An 18,514-nucleotide genomic window follows, 5' to 3' on the forward strand; every position below is an offset into this window, starting at 1 on the left:
TCGTCCTGAGCCAGGATCAAACTCTCCAAATAAATTTGTTAGCTTGATTAGCTCATTAAAAAGTTTTATAGTTTCTTTTTAAAACTGTCCTTTTTGGAATTAACGTTGACTTAATTCGTTTAGTTTTCAATGTTCAAAATAATGGAGCGGGTGATGAGAATCGAACTCACAACATCAGTTTGGAAGACTGAGGTTTTACCACTAAACTACACCCGCATTATTTAATTTCTTTTTAAATGTTTGTTCAACACTTAAATTATTTTATCATTTTTAGAAGTTTTTGTCAAGAACTTTTTTTAATTTTTTAAAAAAGTTTTTTCGAGAACTTCTTGTCGTTTTAAGACTTATTAATAATATCATTTCTTTTATTTTTTGTCAAGAGTTTTTTTGAAAATTCTTAACATTTAATATTTTGAAATGTTTTATTGTTCGTCTTCTCTATCAGAAGACTTTTATTATTCTATCATCAGTTTTATATTATGTCAATAGAAAATAAAAAAAAAGTTTAGAAAATTTCATTTTTTCTCTTTCTAAACTTTTTCTTCTATAAGATATGTTTTTTTTTTATTTGGTAGTTTGTCTATGAACTATTCTATAAGGTAGATTCATTTCATTTTCTTTTACATTAAATTCTTCTAATTCTACCTCATCTATTTCTTCACCCTTACGTTTTGCTTTTTCAATATCAATTATTTTTGTTAGTACACGCATTGATACTGCACCGATATCAAAGATTGGTTGGAATACTGAAGAAATTTTCGGTCTTGTCATGTTTATTAGTTTTGTATTTTCTAATGAAAGGATTTGTAAATCACCTGGAATACTAACACCTAAATCTAGTGCTTGTTGCATTATAGCTAGTGCTACTTCATCAAACATAGTAATTACTACTTCCGAATCGATATTACTTAATGCTTTATACAGTTTATTGCTTTCTTTATATGTTCTATATCCATCAATTATGTTTTGTGGTTTGAACTCTACTTTTTCTGAAGCAAGGGCATCTTTGTATCCTTTTATCAGTCTTTGAGTTTTTTGGCTTTCATATTTATCTATTACTAATGAAATATTTTTAGATCCTTTTGCTAAAAATTCTTTCGTTACATCGTATGCTGCTTTTTCGTAATCAATATTTACTGCATAGAAATCAGAATCTGTTCCTAGGTTTCCTGCTAATACTACTGGTATTTGAATATCTTGTAAGTAATTTTTTGAACTGTCTGATAGTGAATGACCTAGGTAAATAATTCCATCTACTTGTTTACTTACAAATGAAGCGAAGATATTTTTTTCAATTTCTTTATCATCACATGAGTTTGCTAAAATAATGTTATATTTATACATATTAGCTACTGATTCAATACCACTAACTATTTCCGCTGAAGATAAGTCTGCTATATCTGGTAATACTATACCAATAGTTGTTGTTTTTTTACTAGCAAGTCCTCTGGCAACAGCGTTAGGTGTATATCTTAATTTTTTGATAACCTCTTGTACACGTAGTCTTGTATCTTCTTTTACGTTTGGATTATTATTAACAACCCTAGAAACTGTCGCCATCGATACTTTTGCTTCTTTTGCTACGTCATATATCGTTATTGTCATAGTTTTTCTCCTCTACTTTTTTACTTTAAATTTTTTTGATAACTTTAAAAACCTTTTCATCCGTATATATTGTACCAAATTTTTTTCTATAAGTCTAGTATTTGAAAATAATTTTTTCTATATTTTTTTATTTTCAAAAAACGTTTACTTCCCTTTAATATTAATATTCATTTTATTGAAATAATATAAAAAAGAAGAGTTAAATTCTCCTTAAAAATTTAAGATTAGAATTTAACTCTCCTATAATTTTCTTTAAATTATGCTTCTAAAGATGCGTATGCTTTTTCTAAAGTTTCTTTTAATACTTTAGCAGAGTGTTGCATTTTAGCTGTTTCTTCTTCAGTTAAGTCTAATTCTACTACTTCACGAACACCTTCGCGTCCAACGATAGCTGGAGTTCCGATATATAATCCGTCGATTCCGTAGTGTCCATCACAGTATCCACTTACTGCAAGCTCAACGTTTTCGTCACGTAAGATAGCTTTAACGATTGTGAATAATGCAAGTCCGATTGCGTAATAAGTAGCACGTTTACGGTTAATTACTTCGTATGCAGCACGCATAACTTTTTCTTCTACATCAGCGAAGTCTTCTTTAGTGTATTTAGAAGTTTCTAAGAATCTGTCGAATTGTTTTCCGTAAACATTTACGTTACTCCATGCAGCAAGTTGAGTGTCTCCGTGTTCCCCAATGATATATCCACGAACACTGCTTGGTGCTAATCCTAATTTGTCTCCTAAGATGTAACGGAATCTTGAAGAGTCAAGAGTTGTACCAGATCCAACGATTCTGTTTCTTGGGAATCCAGTGAATTTTTGTAAAGCGTTAGTTAATACGTCTACTGGGTTAGATGCAATAACGATAACTCCATCGAATCCAGAAGCAACGATTTGGTCTGACATATCTTTAACAACTTTAATGTTTTTGTCAACTAGGTCAAGACGAGTTTCACCTGGTTTTTGTGGAAGACCTCCAGCGATTACGATAACGTCTGCATCAGCACATTGTTCATATCCACCTGAAGTTACTTTAATAGGTGGTACTAAAGCTCCACCGTGGTTAAGGTCCATTGCTTCACCTTCAGCTTTTTCAGCGAAGAAGTCGATTAATCCAAGTTCTTCACAAAGTCCACTTGAATATAATTGATAAGCAAAGCTCATCCCTACCATTCCTGCTCCTATTAAAACAACTTTTCTATTTTTCGCTTTCATAAGAAAACCTCCATTAATATATATAGTTTTAGATATTTTTTAAGTAATTATTTTTACTATTTTATTTTTATGGGATAAAATACTATAACAACTCTTATTAAAGTACGCATATCTCATTTCCCTTAGAATTATATCACACTATTGGAAAAAAAGAAAGTGTTTTTATTGCCTTTATTTATGCTATCTTGTTATTAATCTAAACAAATTTTCATATATTTTTTGAAATTTTTATAGTGTTTTATCTTTTGAAAATAAAGCGTTTTCCTTTTGTTATCTTTGTTTATGCATATACTTTTAGTACAAGATAATTTTCTAATTTTATTATAATTAGTACATTTTTTAAGGTTAAATTTTTTAAAAAAATTTTATTTATTTTCTTTATTTTTCTACTTGTACTATTTATATTTATTTTTCTGTATTTATGTTTCTTTTAAGTGTATTAGTTATTTACTATTATTTCTTCCTACTGTAATATTACAGCTTTATGTTTTTCTTGTTAGTATTCTACATTTATCTATTCATTTTCATAGAAAAAGAGGCTCAAATTATTCTTGAACCTCTTTCTTAAGTTATTTTTCTATTATATTTCCTTTTGAACTACAGTGTACTAGTGTTACTAATAATACCGCAGCAGTTAAAATTAATACATATAATCCTTTATTCCAATCTGAAATATCTCTAATGTATCCTAGTAATGGTGGAAATACTGCAGCTAATAAATATCCTCCTGATTGAGCTAATCCTGAAATATCAGCCGCTTCTCTTTCATTTCTTGATTTAGCAGAGAATAGATACATTACGTAAGAGAATGATCCTCCCCCAGCTAAGGCGAAGATAATAATAAAGATTAACATTATTGCGAAATTTCCGTTCGTATATAGCATTCCTACTAATGATACTAAGTATCCTATAGTAATAACTACTGGAATAATTAGTTTATTATGTAGTTTATCCGCTAAAATCGGAACGATAAATGTTGATGGAAATTGCGCGAACTGGCTTATAGATAATAATAATCCTGCAGTTTCTGGTGTGAAACCTTTACTAATCATTATTTCTGAAAACCAAGAAACACTACAATAAAATAGTGCTGATTGCAGCCCCATACTTAGCATAATAGTCCACATTTTTGAATGTTTAAAGTATCCATGTACTTTCTCATGACTATCTTTCACTTCACTTACACTACTATTTTTCGACATTGCTGTGTATACAAAAATATTAATTACAGCTATAACTAACCAAATATTAACAGCAAGACCTGTTGAGAATTTTTCTCCACCGATATTTGTACTTAAGATTGGGTAGCTAATACCAGCTGCAACTGCAGCCCCTACATTCATAACCACTGCATAAAATCCTGTCATAAGACCTAGTTTTTCTGGATAATATTTTTTTACCAATCCCGGTAATAACACGTTACCTACCGTTATTCCTACTCCAATTATAAATGTCGTAAGAAAGAATACATATGTATTGATGTAGAATCTTAACGCTAATCCGATACTTATTGTTATAACAGCTAATAATAATGTTTTTTCTAATCCAGCTTTGTTTGAAAGTTTTGCTACCATAGGACTAAAAATTGCAAAAGCTATTAATGGGATTGTTGTAATAAATCCTGCCACTGTATTATTTATTTCTAATATAGATTTTAATGGCCCTAATATTGCCCCAACTGATGTTATAGGGGTTCTTAATATAAGACTTAAAAAGATAACACCGAGTATAATTAATATACTATTCGATTTTTTTGTCATTGTTCCTCCTTGTTAACATAGAAAAAGGAGTGATTTTACAATTAAGAGTTAGGGAGTAATTTAAAAGTCGATATTTCTAAGAAATCAATTTTATCGAATCTCCCCGCAAGGGAGTGACTCAAAAATCGCGATTTCATAGAAATCGATTTTGTCGAGTCACCCCCGCACAGTTTATTAGATATCTAAAGAGCTTTTACAAAGCTCTTTAGATATCAATAAACCACTGCGTCTATGTGTTCCCATATGAACTTTGTTAAATTTTAAGGCTTTTGGGTCAGCCCCATTCTGTTTATGAGCTCCCATATAAACTTTTTTAAAATTTAGCACTTTTGTGTCAGTACTTTTTCCTTATTATGTAAAATCTCCCCTACACAGTTTATTAGATACCCACCAAGTTGCTAAAAAACTCGTTGAATATCTAATAAATAACTACATTTTTATGTTTAAATTTAATTTTTATACTTTATTAGTAAGTTCTTACAGGTAAAATCAATTCGATAATTTCTCTGTGGTAGTCACTTGGCTGAATGATAAATGCTGTTAGTTCCCCAGAAAACTTAACGATAATTTCTTCAGCAGCAACAGCAGATACCGCATCTTTTAAATATTTACCAGATACAGAAATTTCAAATTTATCATCTTCTAATGTAGATGAAACTTTTAATTCTTCTACAGCACTTCCTAAATCTTTAGATTGAGAAGAAACTTCTAATAGATTATCAGTAACTACTAATTTAATAATATCATCTTTATCTTCTCTACTCATTAATGCAACCCTATCTACAGCATTAAAGAATTCTCTACTGTTTGCTACAAATGTACATTCAAAAACAGTAGGAATAAGTTTATTAGTATTAGGATAGTTTCCGCTAATTAATAATACTGTATAAACTACATTTTGGTAATAAAGAACTATTCTGTTATTTTCATAGAAGATTTCTACTTGATCTTTTCCATTTTCTATCATTCTTTGGAAATAAGTTAAAGCTTTTCTAGGAATAATTAAATTAAACTCTTTATTACTATCTTCATCATTAAGTGTAACTTGTCTTCTACTTAGACGATATGAGTCAGTAGCTGTAGCTGTTAAAATTTTGTTACTTAATGAGAAGTTTACCCCTTCTAAAATAGGTCTTTGATCATTAGGAGCTGTACAGAATACTGTTTCTTTAATAATATCATTAAAAACATTAGCTTCTAATTTAAGACTATTTTCTTTAGAAATAACTGGGAATTCTGGATAATCATTTGCATCATATCCTTTTACGTTAAATTCACTTTTTCCTGATTTAACTAATATATTATTTTCTATTGTTTCTATTTCTATTAAATCAGTAGGTGCTTTTCTAATAATTTCTATAAAATTACGAGATGGTAAAACTACTTGACCTTCTTCTTCAATAGTTATAATTTCTTTATCATCTTCATAACTATTTATTGAATATTCAACAGATACTAAAGAATCACTTGCTTTTAATATAAGTTGATCTTTTTCTAATTCTATTTTAATACCTTTTAAAATTTCAAAAAGAGAATTAGGTGCTATTACTCTTGATACGTGATTTAAGCCATCAAGAAAATTTGATTTAGTTATAGTAAATTTCATTTTTTCTCCTTATATATAATATATATTTAATAAAATAATAATAATAAGGCCTGTAAAAACTGTGGAAAACTAAAGATAGCTCAAAAATATTGAATTTTCACTTGTTAATAACTTGTTAAAAAAGTTTTGAATATCTATAGTAGAATTTAACAGGCTTTTAAATTTTTCCTAAACGTTCTTTTATTACTTCTATATCTTCAAAAATTTCAGGATTTTCATCTTTGCTAAGTTTTGCAATTTTATTAAATGAATAAAGAATAGAAGTATGATCTTTATTGAAGCAATCTCCTATTGAAGGGAATGATAAAGTTGTAAGTTCCCTACATAGATAAATAGCTATATTTCTAACCTGAACGACTTCCTTTTTACGAGAAGATGAAAGAATATCATCAACCTTGATTTTATAGAAATCAGCACACACATTAATAATGTTCTCAGGTGAGATATTTTTTCTAGGTGAAGTTTTAGCACTTTTTAATATTTCCTCGGCAATACTAAGTGAAGGTTGTTCATGTTTAGATGTTGCCGTAAATTTAATACGCTTAAGAACTCCTTCAAGCTCTCTTATATTAGAAGATACGTTACTAGAAATATAAGTAAGCGTTTCTTCATCTAGTTTAATATCGAACTGTTCGCATTTAAATTTAATAATCGCCATACGAGTTTCGAAGTCAGGTGGTGTAATATCTGCAGTTATCCCCTGACTGAATCTAGTAACCAATCTATCTTCCAAATCATTAAGTTGAGATGGAGAGCGATCACTTATAAGAACGATTTGTTTTTGATTCATTTGTAGTTCATTAAATGTATGGAAAAATGCGTTTTGTGTTTCTGTTTTACCTGATAAAAATTGAATATCATCGATTAAAAGAGCATCTACATCACGGTATTTTCTTCTAAAGTCTTCATCCGCATTAGTATAATTGTTCTTGTCTTTCATTGGTTTAATAGAAGCAAGAAACTCATTTAAGAATTTTTCAGAAGATATACACTCTATTTTAAAATCAGGGAAATTAGCTTCCATTTCATTACCAATAGCATGAAGTAAGTGAGTTTTCCCTAGTCCAACACCTCCGTATATAAATAGAGGGTTGTATATTCCACCAGGAGAAACAGCTACGTTCCAAGCTATATTATGAGTAAAAGCATTCCCTTCCCCTACTACAAAGTTTTCAAATGTATAGTTTTTATTCAGCGTAGGGTTTTTTTTGCTCGCTATAATATTTTTATTAGGTTCAGGTTTTTTATAATCTTCTAGAGGGAAAGTTTGTTTTTGATAAAAATGTTGAGCTCCAGAAGGTTTGTCACCTTGAAGGAAATTCTGTCTAATTAAGTTTTCTGCTGCTGGTTTTTCATCATCAACATGAGGCGTAATTAGAGGAAGATCGTTATCAAGGGAAGTATATTCTATATTGAAATCAAATCCAGTATTTTTCTTTAGTATTTCTTTTAATTTTTGATCATAAGCACTTTGAATAAATTGAGAAATAAGGGCTTCTTTACTAGTAATAACAATAGATTTCTTCATAAAATCGACGTTATCGATAGAAGCACTAGAAAACCAGGTATCAAATACATGAGGATCTACAGTGCTTTTTAGTTCACGAAGAATTATTTCCCATAAGAAATTAGAATTACTCAATGAAATACCTCCTTAAAAAAATATATAAATAATTATAGCATAAACTGTTAATAAAATAAAACGATAGTTATTAACAAGTTGTTAACAGAAGTTTTTAACTATGTTAATAAAAAACTAAGAAAAAGCTGTGAATATGTTAAATTTAAATAAAAATAATTAAATATTAAAGAGTTTCTTATAAGTTATTAACAAAGATTAAAGCTGATAGAAATATAAATTAAGAGTTTTTCACACACAATTCACACCTGTGAATAACTTTTTCTTGTTAATTTGTTAATAACTTTTAAAATCTGTTAAAAACTCGTGAAATATATAATTTGTTTATTTCAGAAATATAAGTTTTTAACAAAAAATTGTGAATAACTATTAATAAACTGTGAATAAGTATAACAGGCATATACTTAAATATTTTTTTATAGTTTTTAAGGATTTATTAACAATTATATTAATTTTATGTGTTTTATTGTGAATCTATATTAATATACTAAAAGAAATATTACTCATAAATAGAGATAAAATGACTGCCATTTAGAATATTTTTCTTTAAGAAAATATTTTTTTTGAAAAAATGAGGTTTTTGCTTGATAAATTATTTTAGATATGTTAAACTAATTCAGTTATTACATCTATCTAAGTTAAAGAAAAGAAAACTCGAGGAGGACAAAATGAAACGTACGTATCAACCAAATAAAAGAAAACATTCAAAAGTACACGGATTTAGAGCTAGAATGAGCACTAAAAACGGAAGAAATGTATTAGCAAGACGTAGAGCTAAAGGAAGAAAAGTTCTTTCAGCTTAATGTTTGCACTGAGGGTATCACGAAAGTGGTACCCTTTTTTTATTAGTCAGTCCTAAAAAATATGAAAGATAGTTGTAAAAAAGTAAATAAACTGTTAAAATATTAGTGTTAAGAAAGGTTTTAAAATGAAAAAAGAATATAGAGTAAAAAGAAGTCAAGATTTCGATAATATAATAAGAAAAAAACAATCTTTTGCGAATAGACAGTTTGTTATTTATTATCAAAAAAATAATTTAGACCATATGCGTTTAGGAATTTCTGTTAGTAAAAAATTAGGAAAGGCCTTCGAACGTAATAAAATAAAAAGATATATACGAGAAACTTTTAAAACAAGAAAAGAATATGTAAAAAACTATGATATAATAGTAATTGCAAGACCTGGTGCTAAAGAAATGCCGTTTTTAGAATTTGGTAGCAGCATCGATCATGTTTTAAAAAGATCAAAACTTATGAAAGTGAAGAGGAGTTAAGAATGGAAAAAGAATATTATTATATTGGAGCTACTGTAGATGAGGCTATTAAAAAGGGATTAAAAGACCTAGCCTTATCAGAAGATGCAGTGAAAATTGAAGTAATCGAAGGTGGTAGCACAGGTATCTTCGGATTATTCAAAAAAGAAGCAAAGGTAAAATTAATTCCATTAGATGAAGAATATAATAAAGAAGAAGCTGTTGTTAAAGTTATTGAAGTAGAGAAAAAAGAAGAACAAGTTGTAAAAGTTGAAAAAACTACAGAAGAAATTAAAGAAGTTAAAGTTGAAGAAATAACTGAACAAGAAGCTCATGATGAAAAAATAGAAATAGTTGAAGAAGAGACTGTTGTTGAAACTGAAGCAACAGAAACAGCTGAAGAGACAGTTAAAAAAGCTAAAAGAGAAGATTATATCGTAAAAAATCAAGACCGTATCGTAAGCTACTTACAAAATATCGTTATTGCGATGGGATATCCGGATGCTACTGTTGATTTTAGAGAAGATGGGAATCGTCATTTCACTTTAAATATTAAAACAGAAGAAAACACTAGTCTAATTATCGGAAAACGTGGTGTAACTTTAAATAGTTTGCAGTTTTTAGTTAATAACTTTGCTAAAAAATTCAGCTCACATTACTTCAGAATTGAAGTTGACTGTGATGACTACAGAGAAAACCGTAAAAAAACATTAGAAGACCTAGCATTAAACTTAGCTAAGAAATCTAAAAAAATCGGGAAACCAGTTGAATTAGAACCTATGACAAGCATCGAAAGAAAAATTATTCACAATGCTCTAACAGGTATTAAAAACGTTGAAACAGAATCACGTGGTGAAGAGCCACATAGATATTTAGTTATTACAGCTAAATAGGAGGTCTAATGAAGACAGTATTAATAGTTGATGATAGTTCTTATTATAGAAGCCGTGGAGCAGAAGTTGTTAGTCGTGCAGGATATGAATATTATTTTGCAGAAAATGGCGAACAAGCTGTGCGCATGTATAGAAGAATAAAACCAGATTTTGTAACAATGGATATTTGTATGCCGATAATGGATGGATTAGAAGCAACTAAAGAAATTTGTACGAAATTTCCTGGTGCTAAGGTGCTTATCTGCAGTAGTGTTGGACACGTACCTGTGTATAAAAGACAAGCCTTTGCAAACGGTGCTTGTGGAGTACTACCGAAAGAATATGATTTAGATGACTTAGAATTTGCTATTTCAGAAATTGAACTTATGAACGAAGGAAATTAATATTTTATTAACAACTTTTCAATAAAATAATAAAGAATGAGTAGTTTGGAGATTTATCCAGGCTACTTATTTTTTGATAGTGACTTAAAAACTGTGATTACGGAAAAATCTATTTTGTTAAGCTAACTTCATTAAGGTTATTAGATATCTAAAAAGTTGTTTAAAGTGAATCTAGATATCAATAAACCACAGAATCAATAAGTTCTATTAAAATTTAGAACTCTTAGATTAAATCCTTAATCAGTTATGTAAAAATTGAGTCTAAAATGTAACTCGGTCTTATATAGAGAAAAATTCAAAGGAATAGTGTATAATAAATGAGATATGAATTTTTTTATTAATATAAAAATTTAAAAGGAGTTTGAACAATGAGTGAAACAATTTGCGCTATATCGACAGCTCTAGGAGAAGGAGCTATAGGTATTGTTAGACTTAGTGGTGACGAAGCATTTAGCATTGCTGAAAAAATAGTTAGACTACCAAAAGGAAAAACTGTAGAGAGTCTAGCTAGTCACACTATAAATTATGGAAATGTAGTTGATCCAGCTACTAATGAAAAAATCGAAGAAATTATGCTTGTGAAAATGGTAGGTCCTCGTACATATACTACAGAAGACGTTATAGAAATCAACTGTCACGGTGGTATTGTAACGATTCAAAAAGTACTTGCACTTTGCTTAGAACATGGAGCTAGAATGGCTGAGCCAGGTGAATTTACAAAACGTGCCTTCTTAAATGGTCGTATCGATTTAACACAAGCAGAAGCTGTAATCGACTTTATTAAGAGTAAAACAGATGAGGCTAGTCAAATAGCTAACAACCAAATGCAAGGGCGTTTATCAACGCTTATTAAACGTCTACGAGCTGAAATTTTAGATATACTAACAGTTGTTGAGGTAAATATCGACTACCCTGAATACGATGACTTAGAAATAGAAACGACAAAAACTATTCTTGAAAAATCAACAAGTATTAGAAATAGTTTAGAAAGTCTATTAGAAACATCAAAACAAGGGAAAATAATTAAAGAAGGAATAAATACAGCTATTATTGGGCGACCTAATGTTGGTAAGAGTTCACTGTTAAATAACCTGCTGCAAGAAAATAAAGCTATCGTAACTGATATCGCAGGAACAACTCGTGACGTACTAGAAGAGTACGTGAATATTAAAGGAGTACCTATTAAATTAATCGATACAGCTGGTATTCGTGAAACAGACGATATCGTAGAACAAATAGGTGTTAAACGAAGTAAGGAAGCTTTAGAAAAAGCAGATTTAGTATTATTCTTATTAAATAGTAGTGAAGAACTAACAGAAGATGATAAAGAGTTATTAAAACTAACAGAAGGGAAAACAACTATTGTAATATTAAATAAATTAGATTTAGAGACAAAAATCGATATTGCAGAAGTTGAAAAATTAGCGTACAACCACCCTATTATTAAAACATCTATGACAACATATAAGGGAATAGATGAACTAGAGAAAAATATCAGAGACTTATTCTTCGGTGGAGCTGCTCGTCCAAAAGATGCGACATATTTATCAAATACACGTCAAATCAACCTTATCCAACGTGCTTTAGCTAGTTTAAATGATGCTATAGGTGCTGCTGAATTAGGATTAGAAGTAGACATGGTGTTAATAGATTATACAAATACATTCAATCTATTAGGAGAAGTTATCGGGGAAAACTCTGGTGATGAGTTGATAAATGAATTATTCAGCAGATTCTGTCTAGGAAAATAAAATGTTTCACATGAAACATGAAACAAAAAGGAGAACGAAATGAAATGTATAAGTTTTAACGTCAATGGTCTTAGAGCGATCGTTGGTAAAAATTTTGAAGAAGATTTTAAACAACTAGATGCGGATTTCTTTTGTTTACAAGAAACGAAGATGCAAGCAGGCCAATTAGATTTACAATTCGATGGATATTATAGTTATTTCAACTATGCTGAGCGTAAAGGATACTCAGGAACTGCGATATATACTAAACACGAGCCAATAAATGTAACATATGGAATAGGAATAGAAGAACACGATACAGAAGGTCGTATAATTACACTAGAATATGATAAATTCTTCTTTATCACTGTATATACGCCGAACTCAGGTAGTGAACTTAAGAGATTAGAATACCGTATGAGTTGGGAAGAAGACTTTAAAAATTATTTATTAGAATTAAATAAAACTAAAGGTGTAGTTGTTTGTGGAGATTTAAATGTTGCTCACACAGAAATAGATTTAAAAAATCCAAAATCAAACACGAAAAATGCAGGATTCACCCCAGAAGAAAGAGAAAAATTCACGAAGTTATTAGATGCAGGATTTATCGATACATTTAGATATTATAATCTTGATTTAACAGGTGCATACTCTTGGTGGAGTTATCGCTTTAATGCACGTAAAAACAATGCAGGATGGAGAATTGATTATTTCTTGGTAAGTCGTGACTTAGAAGAATACTTAGAAAGTGCTGCAATCCATCACGAAATATTTGGTAGTGATCACTGTCCTGTTGAGCTTGTATTAAAAGACAATTTGTTGTAAAATATAATATGCGTTATGGATAAACCATGACGTATATTTTTAATTATTAGGCTTTAAAGTTAAGAATGATGCTGAAATAGATATTGACCAAAAAGTCCTAAATTTTAAAAAGTGTATATTATAATTCATATATGCAATGGCTTATTGATATCTAAATTCGTTTTATAAAAGCTTTTTGATAGCTTATAAACCACTGCGGGAAGTGACTCGACAAAATCTTGTTTCTTAAGAAATCACGATTTTTGAGTCACTCCCATATTAAATAAAAATGAACGGAGGCGACTTAATAAGAATAAATTATAATTTTAAGTTACATCCCTTATTAATTTTTAGAAAAGAGGTAATTTATGGGACCAAAATTCTATATAGAAGACGTATATGATTGCGATTCACAATATACTATTGATTATATAAAATTCGATGAATTAGGGAAAATAGATATTGTGAGAGAAACATACGGACGAAATTATTTAGTAGAAAGAGATATACAGTTACCAATTTTTGAAACAGAAGAAGAATATATTGATTATTTAGCGGAAAAAGATATAATAGACCCATATTTTTCAGATATTCTTCATAAATTAGTAGGGCATACACCTGAAAATGTAATAATAGATGAAGTATCTTTAAATAATGCGTTATTCATAGGTGATCCTAGAGGTGCTGATAGACCTGGTGGATTTAAAGATGCCTTCGAGCTACTTATGGAAGCGACAATGATATGGGAATTCTCCGCTATAGATGCTATGGAAAAAACTATGCAGGTAATAAGGACTCTCCTACGCGATAAAGAGCATAGATACCAAGAAAAACTAATTAGAATAACATAGGTGAAAATATGTTAAGAAAAACAAAAAAAGATGAATTAGAATTTGTAATGATGATAATAGAAGAAGGTAGAGAGTTTTTAAAAGAACAAGGTGTAAATCAGTGGCAACATGGTTCCCCTAGTCGAGATATGATTATTAATGATATCAATGAAGGGATATCATATATATACGAAAAATCAGGTAAGCTAGTTGCTACAGCTATGCTTACTACTTTCGATGAAGATTATGAAAACTACCCTACTTTTTGGTCGGAAAATTCTAGTTATTTAGCTATTCATCGATTAGCTACAGCAAAACAATTTTGAAATCAAGGGATTATGCGTGAATTTATGGAGGCTATCCATTTTTTTGCTAAATCTCAAAATATAAAATTTTTGAGAATAGATACGCATTTTGACAACAAAATAATGAAAAAATTTTTAAGTAACCTCGGATTCGAAAAAAGAGGTATAATAAAATTATCTATAAAAATATTTTAGATGATAAAGAAAGAATAGCGTATGAGTTAAAAATAGAATAATATAAATGTTTCACGTAAAACAAAAGGAGTGATAGGTTTGAAATTTTATTCTTATGAATATTTATTGAATAAAATAGATCAGAGTAATACTATAACATATGTAACAGGAGGATTCTTACTATTAATAATAATAGTATCACTATTTAAGTATTATAAAAATAGACAAGATAGCAAGTATAGAGAATTAGCTATCATAATGATATTAGGTATCTTTTTATTAATCGGGATACAAGTAAGTGATTATCAAAGTAATAGTATATCAGCTAATCAGTATAAAAGCTCTATTGAATTTATTGAGGGAGTTTCAGAAAAATTAAATATTGACAAAAAACATATCTATATAAATAGTGAAGCCTCTATAGAAAATTCATTTTTAAAAATAGATGATAACTACTATAGAGTAATAAGTAACGGAAAAAAGGGTGATTATTTACTAGAGAAAATAGAATTGGTAGAACCAATTGTTGAAAAAGTGGAGGTGAAAAGATAATGCAACTTTCATATATAGATATAGCAATAAAACTAGCTTTAGGTTTATTATCGCTTGTAATAGTAATTAATATATCAGGAAAAGGAAATTTAGCACCAACTTCAGCGAGTGATCAAGTTCAAAACTATGTACTCGGGGGAATATTAGGAGGGGTAATATATAGTCCATCAATTTCTATTTTACAATACTTCAATATATTATTAATATGGATAATTTTGGTATTAGGTCTGAAGTGGTTAAAAACAAATAACTCATACTTAAAAAAAATGCTAGACGGAGAACCTACAACAATAATAAAAAAAGGAAAAATAGATGTAGAAGCAACAAGAAAAGCTGGTTTAACAGCACAAGACATAGCTTTTAAATTAAGAACACAAGGTGTTTATAGTATTCAAAAAGTAAAAAGAGCGGTTTTAGAACAAAATGGACAACTAATTATAATACAACAAGGTGAGGAAAATCCTAAATATCCGGTAATTACTGATGGAACGATCCAACATGGTACATTAGAATCGATGGATAAAACAGAAGAATGGTTAAAAGAAACTTTATTGGAATTAGGATATGAAGACACATCTAAAATATTCTTAGCAGAGTATGACAAAGGACAATTACATATAATTGAATACTAATATAATTTGTTTTTTAAATGAAATTAAAAATTTTAACAAGACAATAACAAATTAATTAAATAAGAAAATAATAATATCGATTAATATAACAAAAAGTAAAAGCAGGAAATTGAAAAAATCAATTTTCTGCTTTTAAAAAACTATTTTTCAGCATTAATAAAATCGAAAGAAGAATCTTCTTGGAATTTTTTAACGACATAAGAGCAAGTTGCGATAATTTTTTTATTTTGTTCTTGCATATCTTTAACAAGAGCGTCTAATAACTTCCCAGCTACCCCTTGACCTCGAAGAGATGAATCAACAAAAGTATGATCTGCAACAACTACATTAGGATTGCTAGTATTAGAATAAGTAATTTCAGCAATAACCCTACCATTTTCATCATATTTAACGAAACCATTATTTGTTTTAGTAAATTCCATATAAACCTCCTAGAAAAATCATATAATAATATGAGTGTTATTACTGTTATTATATCATAAAAAAAGAGGAAAAGATGTGTAAATGAATCAATGGAGAGGCAGAGAATGTAAAAAAAAGGAGAAGAGGTTTATGAAGAAGGGATAAAATGTATGTATTTTACAAGAAACTCATTAAATAGTATTTTAGAGAAAAGGATGTGTTATTTATGATTAAAGAAGTAAAAGGAAATACAAAATTGGAACACTATGGAGATTCTTTTATAGCAAGAATACCCGATAATATTATAGATTTGTTGGTTTTAGAAAATAATCAGAAGTTCTTAATTTCTATACAAGGAGAATCAATAGTGTTAGCTCCAGAAGTAAAACAACTAAATACATTCTCTAATTGGGAGGATAATTGGGAGGATAATGGTATTCGTCACAAGGAACTGGACTGGGGAGAAATTAAAGGAAATGAAGGAAAGTATTAAAGTAGGAATAATATATTTAACTATTCGGTTAAAACAACGTTTCTCTACTCTTTTCTCCTTTTTTTTATTACTCGCACAGTTATTATTTCACTTTATTCTATTCTATATTCCCCTACTTTTCTTCGTTTTATATTGTTATTTTGATATTTTTTTATTTTTGATTTTTCCACCCTTTTTTCTTTATTTTTTTAGTAGACTTTTTCCTGTTTTTAAAATTCCACGCAAAAAAATAAGAAGTGATAATTTCTTAAATTGAAATAAATAGTTTCACTAGATTTTTATTTTTTGAATAATAAATAAATTAAAATATTTCTATAAGATTTTTTGTTTAACATTTTATAGAAGGAAAATAAAACGTTTTAATTTTTTTAAAAAAGTTATTGACAAATATACAAAACGGGTGTACAATTAGTTTAATTTAATACATAAACGTTGAAAAGATAAGTAAATTAATATGTAGCTACAACAGAGAGTTATTGGATGGTGTGAAATAACAAGGTGATGATTAATTGAAAATGGTCTTAGAGTTTTGTTTATCTAATAGGTAAGCACGTAGGTTGTACGATATAGGACACAGTATAAACATGTACTGAATAAGGTACTAATCGCAAGATTAGTATAAACTAGAGTGGTAACGCGAAATAAGATGATCGCCTCTATTACATATGTAAATATGTAGTAGGGGTGTTTTTTTATTATCTAACACACAGAACTTATCAAAACGTAGAAAAGAGGAACCAATGACAAGAAAATTTAGTTTTGAAACATTACAATTACACGCAGGACAAACAGTTGGAGACACAAAAGCAAGAGCTGTACCAATTTATCAAACAACATCTTTTGTATTTGATGATACTCAAGATGCTGCAGATTCATTTGCATTAAGAAAAGCTGGGAATATTTATACTCGTATTACAAACCCTACTACGGCTGTTTTCGAAGAAAGAATTAACGCTTTAGAAGGCGGTGTTGGAGCATTAGCTGTTGCTTCAGGAATGGCTGCAATTACATATGTATTCTTAACATTAGCTCACGCTGGAGATCACATCGTATCTTCTAAAAATGTGTACGGAGGAACTTACAATCTGTTAAAACTTACATTACCTCGTTATGGAGTAGATGCAACTTTTGTAGATCCAGATAACTTTGAAGAAATTGAACAAGCTATTACAGATAAAACTAAAGCACTATTTGTAGAAACTTTAGGAAATCCATTAGCAAACGTAGCTGATTTAGAAAAATGGGCTGAAATTGCTCATAAACACAAAATTCCATTAGTAGTTGATAACACATTTGCTAGTCCATATTTAATCAATGCATTTAGTCACGGTGTAGATATTATCGTTCATTCTGCGACTAAATTCATCGGAGGACACGGTACATCAATCGGTGGAGTTATCGTAGACAGTGGTAAATTTGATTGGGAAGGTAGTGGAAAATTTCCTCAATTAGTAGATGAAGATCCAAGTTACCACAACTTAAGTTACACAAGAGATGTTGGTGCTGCAGCATTTATTACGAATGTAAGAACACAATTATTGCGTGATACAGGAGCAGCATTATCACCATTCAATGCATTCTTATTATTACAAGGATTAGAAACATTATCTCTAAGAGTAGAACGCCATGTAGAAAATACTAAAAAAGTAATAGACTTCTTAGAAAAACACCCTAAAGTAGAATCGATCAACTATCCTGGATTAGAAGGAAATAAATACTATGAATTAGCTAAGAAATACTTACCAAAAGGTAGTGGGTCAATCTTCTCATTCGATGTAGTTGGTGGAGAAGAAGCTGCGCGTAAAGTAATTGATAGTTTAGAAATATTCTCTAACTTAGCGAATGTAGCAGATGCGAAAAGTTTAGCAATCCACCCTGCTTCAACTACACACGGTCAATTAAGTCCAGAAGAATTACAATACACAGGAATTACTCCTGCGCAAATCAGACTATCAATCGGTCTAGAAAATGCAGATGACTTAATCGAAGACTTACGTTTAGCATTAGAAAATATCTAAGAGAAAAGTTTCACGAGAAACAATAATTTAAAATAATTAATATTTTATTAAAATTTGTGGATTAAGACAGATTACTAAACACCCTTGACAGCCATTTATTTTAATACTATATATTTAAAATAACATCTTAATCCACAATTTTCTCTTTTTGAGTAGAGGTTGTTTGGGAGCACGAAATAGAAGCGAGGCAGCGTGGAAATTTCATTTAAACTCCTTCCTAGACAA

The 18,514-nt window shown here is 29.4% G+C and carries 19 protein-coding genes, 1 tRNA gene and 1 other annotated feature; of the genes, 13 read left to right on the top strand and 7 right to left on the bottom strand.

Going from position 1 to position 18,514, the window contains the following annotated elements:
• Nucleotides 1–142: 142 nt before the first annotated feature.
• The 6 genes from PNO30_RS04985 to dnaA all read right to left on the bottom strand — a co-directional run bounded on the left by PNO30_RS04985 (nucleotide 143) and on the right by dnaA (nucleotide 7,824).
• Nucleotides 143–216, bottom strand: a tRNA-Gly gene (locus PNO30_RS04985).
• 348 nt (nucleotides 217–564) lie between these two features.
• Nucleotides 565–1,605: a LacI family DNA-binding transcriptional regulator gene (locus PNO30_RS04990; protein WP_271987384.1), complete on the bottom strand. Its 1,041-nt coding sequence runs from the start codon at nucleotides 1,603–1,605 to the stop codon at nucleotides 565–567.
• A 257-nt stretch (nucleotides 1,606–1,862) separates the two neighbouring features.
• The gene (locus tag PNO30_RS04995; RefSeq protein WP_271965425.1) at nucleotides 1,863–2,816 is read right to left on the bottom strand and encodes an L-lactate dehydrogenase; all 954 of its coding nucleotides are present in this window, start codon (nucleotides 2,814–2,816) and stop codon (nucleotides 1,863–1,865) included.
• A gap of 569 nt (nucleotides 2,817–3,385) precedes the next feature.
• Nucleotides 3,386–4,576, bottom strand: a complete 1,191-nt coding sequence (locus PNO30_RS05000) for a CynX/NimT family MFS transporter (RefSeq protein WP_271987385.1) — start codon at nucleotides 4,574–4,576, stop codon at nucleotides 3,386–3,388.
• A gap of 466 nt (nucleotides 4,577–5,042) precedes the next feature.
• Nucleotides 5,043–6,182 carry a DNA polymerase III subunit beta gene (dnaN, locus tag PNO30_RS05005; protein ID WP_271965427.1) on the bottom strand — a complete coding sequence of 380 codons (1,140 nt, stop codon included), beginning with the start codon at nucleotides 6,180–6,182 and terminating at the stop codon, nucleotides 5,043–5,045.
• A 157-nt stretch (nucleotides 6,183–6,339) separates the two neighbouring features.
• Nucleotides 6,340–7,824 (bottom strand): chromosomal replication initiator protein DnaA, encoded by a 1,485-nt coding sequence (gene dnaA, locus PNO30_RS05010; RefSeq protein ID WP_204641296.1) that lies wholly within the window; start codon nucleotides 7,822–7,824, stop codon nucleotides 6,340–6,342.
• A 665-nt stretch (nucleotides 7,825–8,489) separates the two neighbouring features.
• On the opposite strand from dnaA, the gene rpmH reads away from it, so the two are divergent.
• From rpmH to PNO30_RS05065, 11 genes are all read left to right on the top strand, one after another.
• Nucleotides 8,490–8,624: a 50S ribosomal protein L34 gene (rpmH, locus tag PNO30_RS05015; protein WP_003144116.1), complete on the top strand. Its 135-nt coding sequence runs from the start codon at nucleotides 8,490–8,492 to the stop codon at nucleotides 8,622–8,624.
• A gap of 125 nt (nucleotides 8,625–8,749) precedes the next feature.
• The gene (gene rnpA / locus PNO30_RS05020; RefSeq protein WP_271987386.1) at nucleotides 8,750–9,094 is read left to right on the top strand and encodes a ribonuclease P protein component; all 345 of its coding nucleotides are present in this window, start codon (nucleotides 8,750–8,752) and stop codon (nucleotides 9,092–9,094) included.
• Nucleotides 9,095–9,096: 2 nt separating this feature from the next.
• Nucleotides 9,097–9,966, top strand: a complete 870-nt coding sequence (gene jag, locus PNO30_RS05025; RefSeq protein ID WP_271965430.1) for an RNA-binding cell elongation regulator Jag/EloR — start codon at nucleotides 9,097–9,099, stop codon at nucleotides 9,964–9,966.
• 8 nt (nucleotides 9,967–9,974) lie between these two features.
• On the top strand, nucleotides 9,975–10,349 hold the full coding sequence (locus tag PNO30_RS05030) for a response regulator (RefSeq protein ID WP_271987387.1): 375 nt from the start codon (nucleotides 9,975–9,977) through the stop codon (nucleotides 10,347–10,349).
• Between the two features lie 368 nt (nucleotides 10,350–10,717).
• Nucleotides 10,718–12,100: a tRNA uridine-5-carboxymethylaminomethyl(34) synthesis GTPase MnmE gene (gene mnmE / locus PNO30_RS05035; protein ID WP_271965433.1), complete on the top strand. Its 1,383-nt coding sequence runs from the start codon at nucleotides 10,718–10,720 to the stop codon at nucleotides 12,098–12,100.
• Between the two features lie 39 nt (nucleotides 12,101–12,139).
• The gene (locus tag PNO30_RS05040; RefSeq protein ID WP_271987388.1) at nucleotides 12,140–12,904 is read left to right on the top strand and encodes an exodeoxyribonuclease III; all 765 of its coding nucleotides are present in this window, start codon (nucleotides 12,140–12,142) and stop codon (nucleotides 12,902–12,904) included.
• Between the two features lie 347 nt (nucleotides 12,905–13,251).
• Nucleotides 13,252–13,734 (top strand): hypothetical protein, encoded by a 483-nt coding sequence (locus PNO30_RS05045; protein ID WP_271965435.1) that lies wholly within the window; start codon nucleotides 13,252–13,254, stop codon nucleotides 13,732–13,734.
• A gap of 8 nt (nucleotides 13,735–13,742) precedes the next feature.
• Nucleotides 13,743–14,039: a hypothetical protein gene (locus PNO30_RS05050; protein WP_271987389.1), complete on the top strand. Its 297-nt coding sequence runs from the start codon at nucleotides 13,743–13,745 to the stop codon at nucleotides 14,037–14,039.
• Nucleotides 14,040–14,063: 24 nt separating this feature from the next.
• The gene (locus PNO30_RS05055) at nucleotides 14,064–14,213 is read left to right on the top strand and encodes a hypothetical protein (RefSeq protein WP_271987412.1); all 150 of its coding nucleotides are present in this window, start codon (nucleotides 14,064–14,066) and stop codon (nucleotides 14,211–14,213) included.
• Between the two features lie 69 nt (nucleotides 14,214–14,282).
• Nucleotides 14,283–14,744, top strand: coding sequence for a DUF3290 family protein (locus PNO30_RS05060; RefSeq protein WP_271965437.1), 462 nt, complete (start codon nucleotides 14,283–14,285; stop codon nucleotides 14,742–14,744).
• Nucleotides 14,744–15,376, top strand: a complete 633-nt coding sequence (locus PNO30_RS05065; RefSeq protein WP_271965438.1) for a DUF421 domain-containing protein — start codon at nucleotides 14,744–14,746, stop codon at nucleotides 15,374–15,376. Before PNO30_RS05060 ends, PNO30_RS05065 begins: the two co-directional genes overlap by 1 nt.
• Before the next feature lie 140 nt (nucleotides 15,377–15,516).
• Here the strand turns inward: PNO30_RS05065 and PNO30_RS05070 are convergent, their stop codons facing one another.
• Nucleotides 15,517–15,798, bottom strand: a complete 282-nt coding sequence (locus PNO30_RS05070; protein ID WP_271965439.1) for a GNAT family N-acetyltransferase — start codon at nucleotides 15,796–15,798, stop codon at nucleotides 15,517–15,519.
• A 206-nt stretch (nucleotides 15,799–16,004) separates the two neighbouring features.
• Here PNO30_RS05070 and PNO30_RS05075 point away from each other — a divergent pair, with 206 nt between their 5' ends.
• Together PNO30_RS05075 and PNO30_RS05080 are read left to right on the top strand one after the other, a co-directional pair.
• On the top strand, nucleotides 16,005–16,271 hold the full coding sequence (locus PNO30_RS05075) for a PbsX family transcriptional regulator (protein ID WP_271965441.1): 267 nt from the start codon (nucleotides 16,005–16,007) through the stop codon (nucleotides 16,269–16,271).
• A 423-nt stretch (nucleotides 16,272–16,694) separates the two neighbouring features.
• Nucleotides 16,695–16,932: a binding site (T-box leader), on the top strand.
• A gap of 79 nt (nucleotides 16,933–17,011) precedes the next feature.
• Entirely contained in the window at nucleotides 17,012–18,289 is a 1,278-nt protein-coding gene (locus PNO30_RS05080) for an O-acetylhomoserine aminocarboxypropyltransferase/cysteine synthase family protein (protein ID WP_271965442.1), read from the top strand.
• The last annotated feature ends 225 nt before the right edge of the window (nucleotides 18,290–18,514 follow it).

This window comes from Gemella haemolysans (assembly GCF_028308085.1).
Taxonomy (GTDB): domain Bacteria; phylum Bacillota; class Bacilli; order Staphylococcales; family Gemellaceae; genus Gemella; species Gemella haemolysans_D.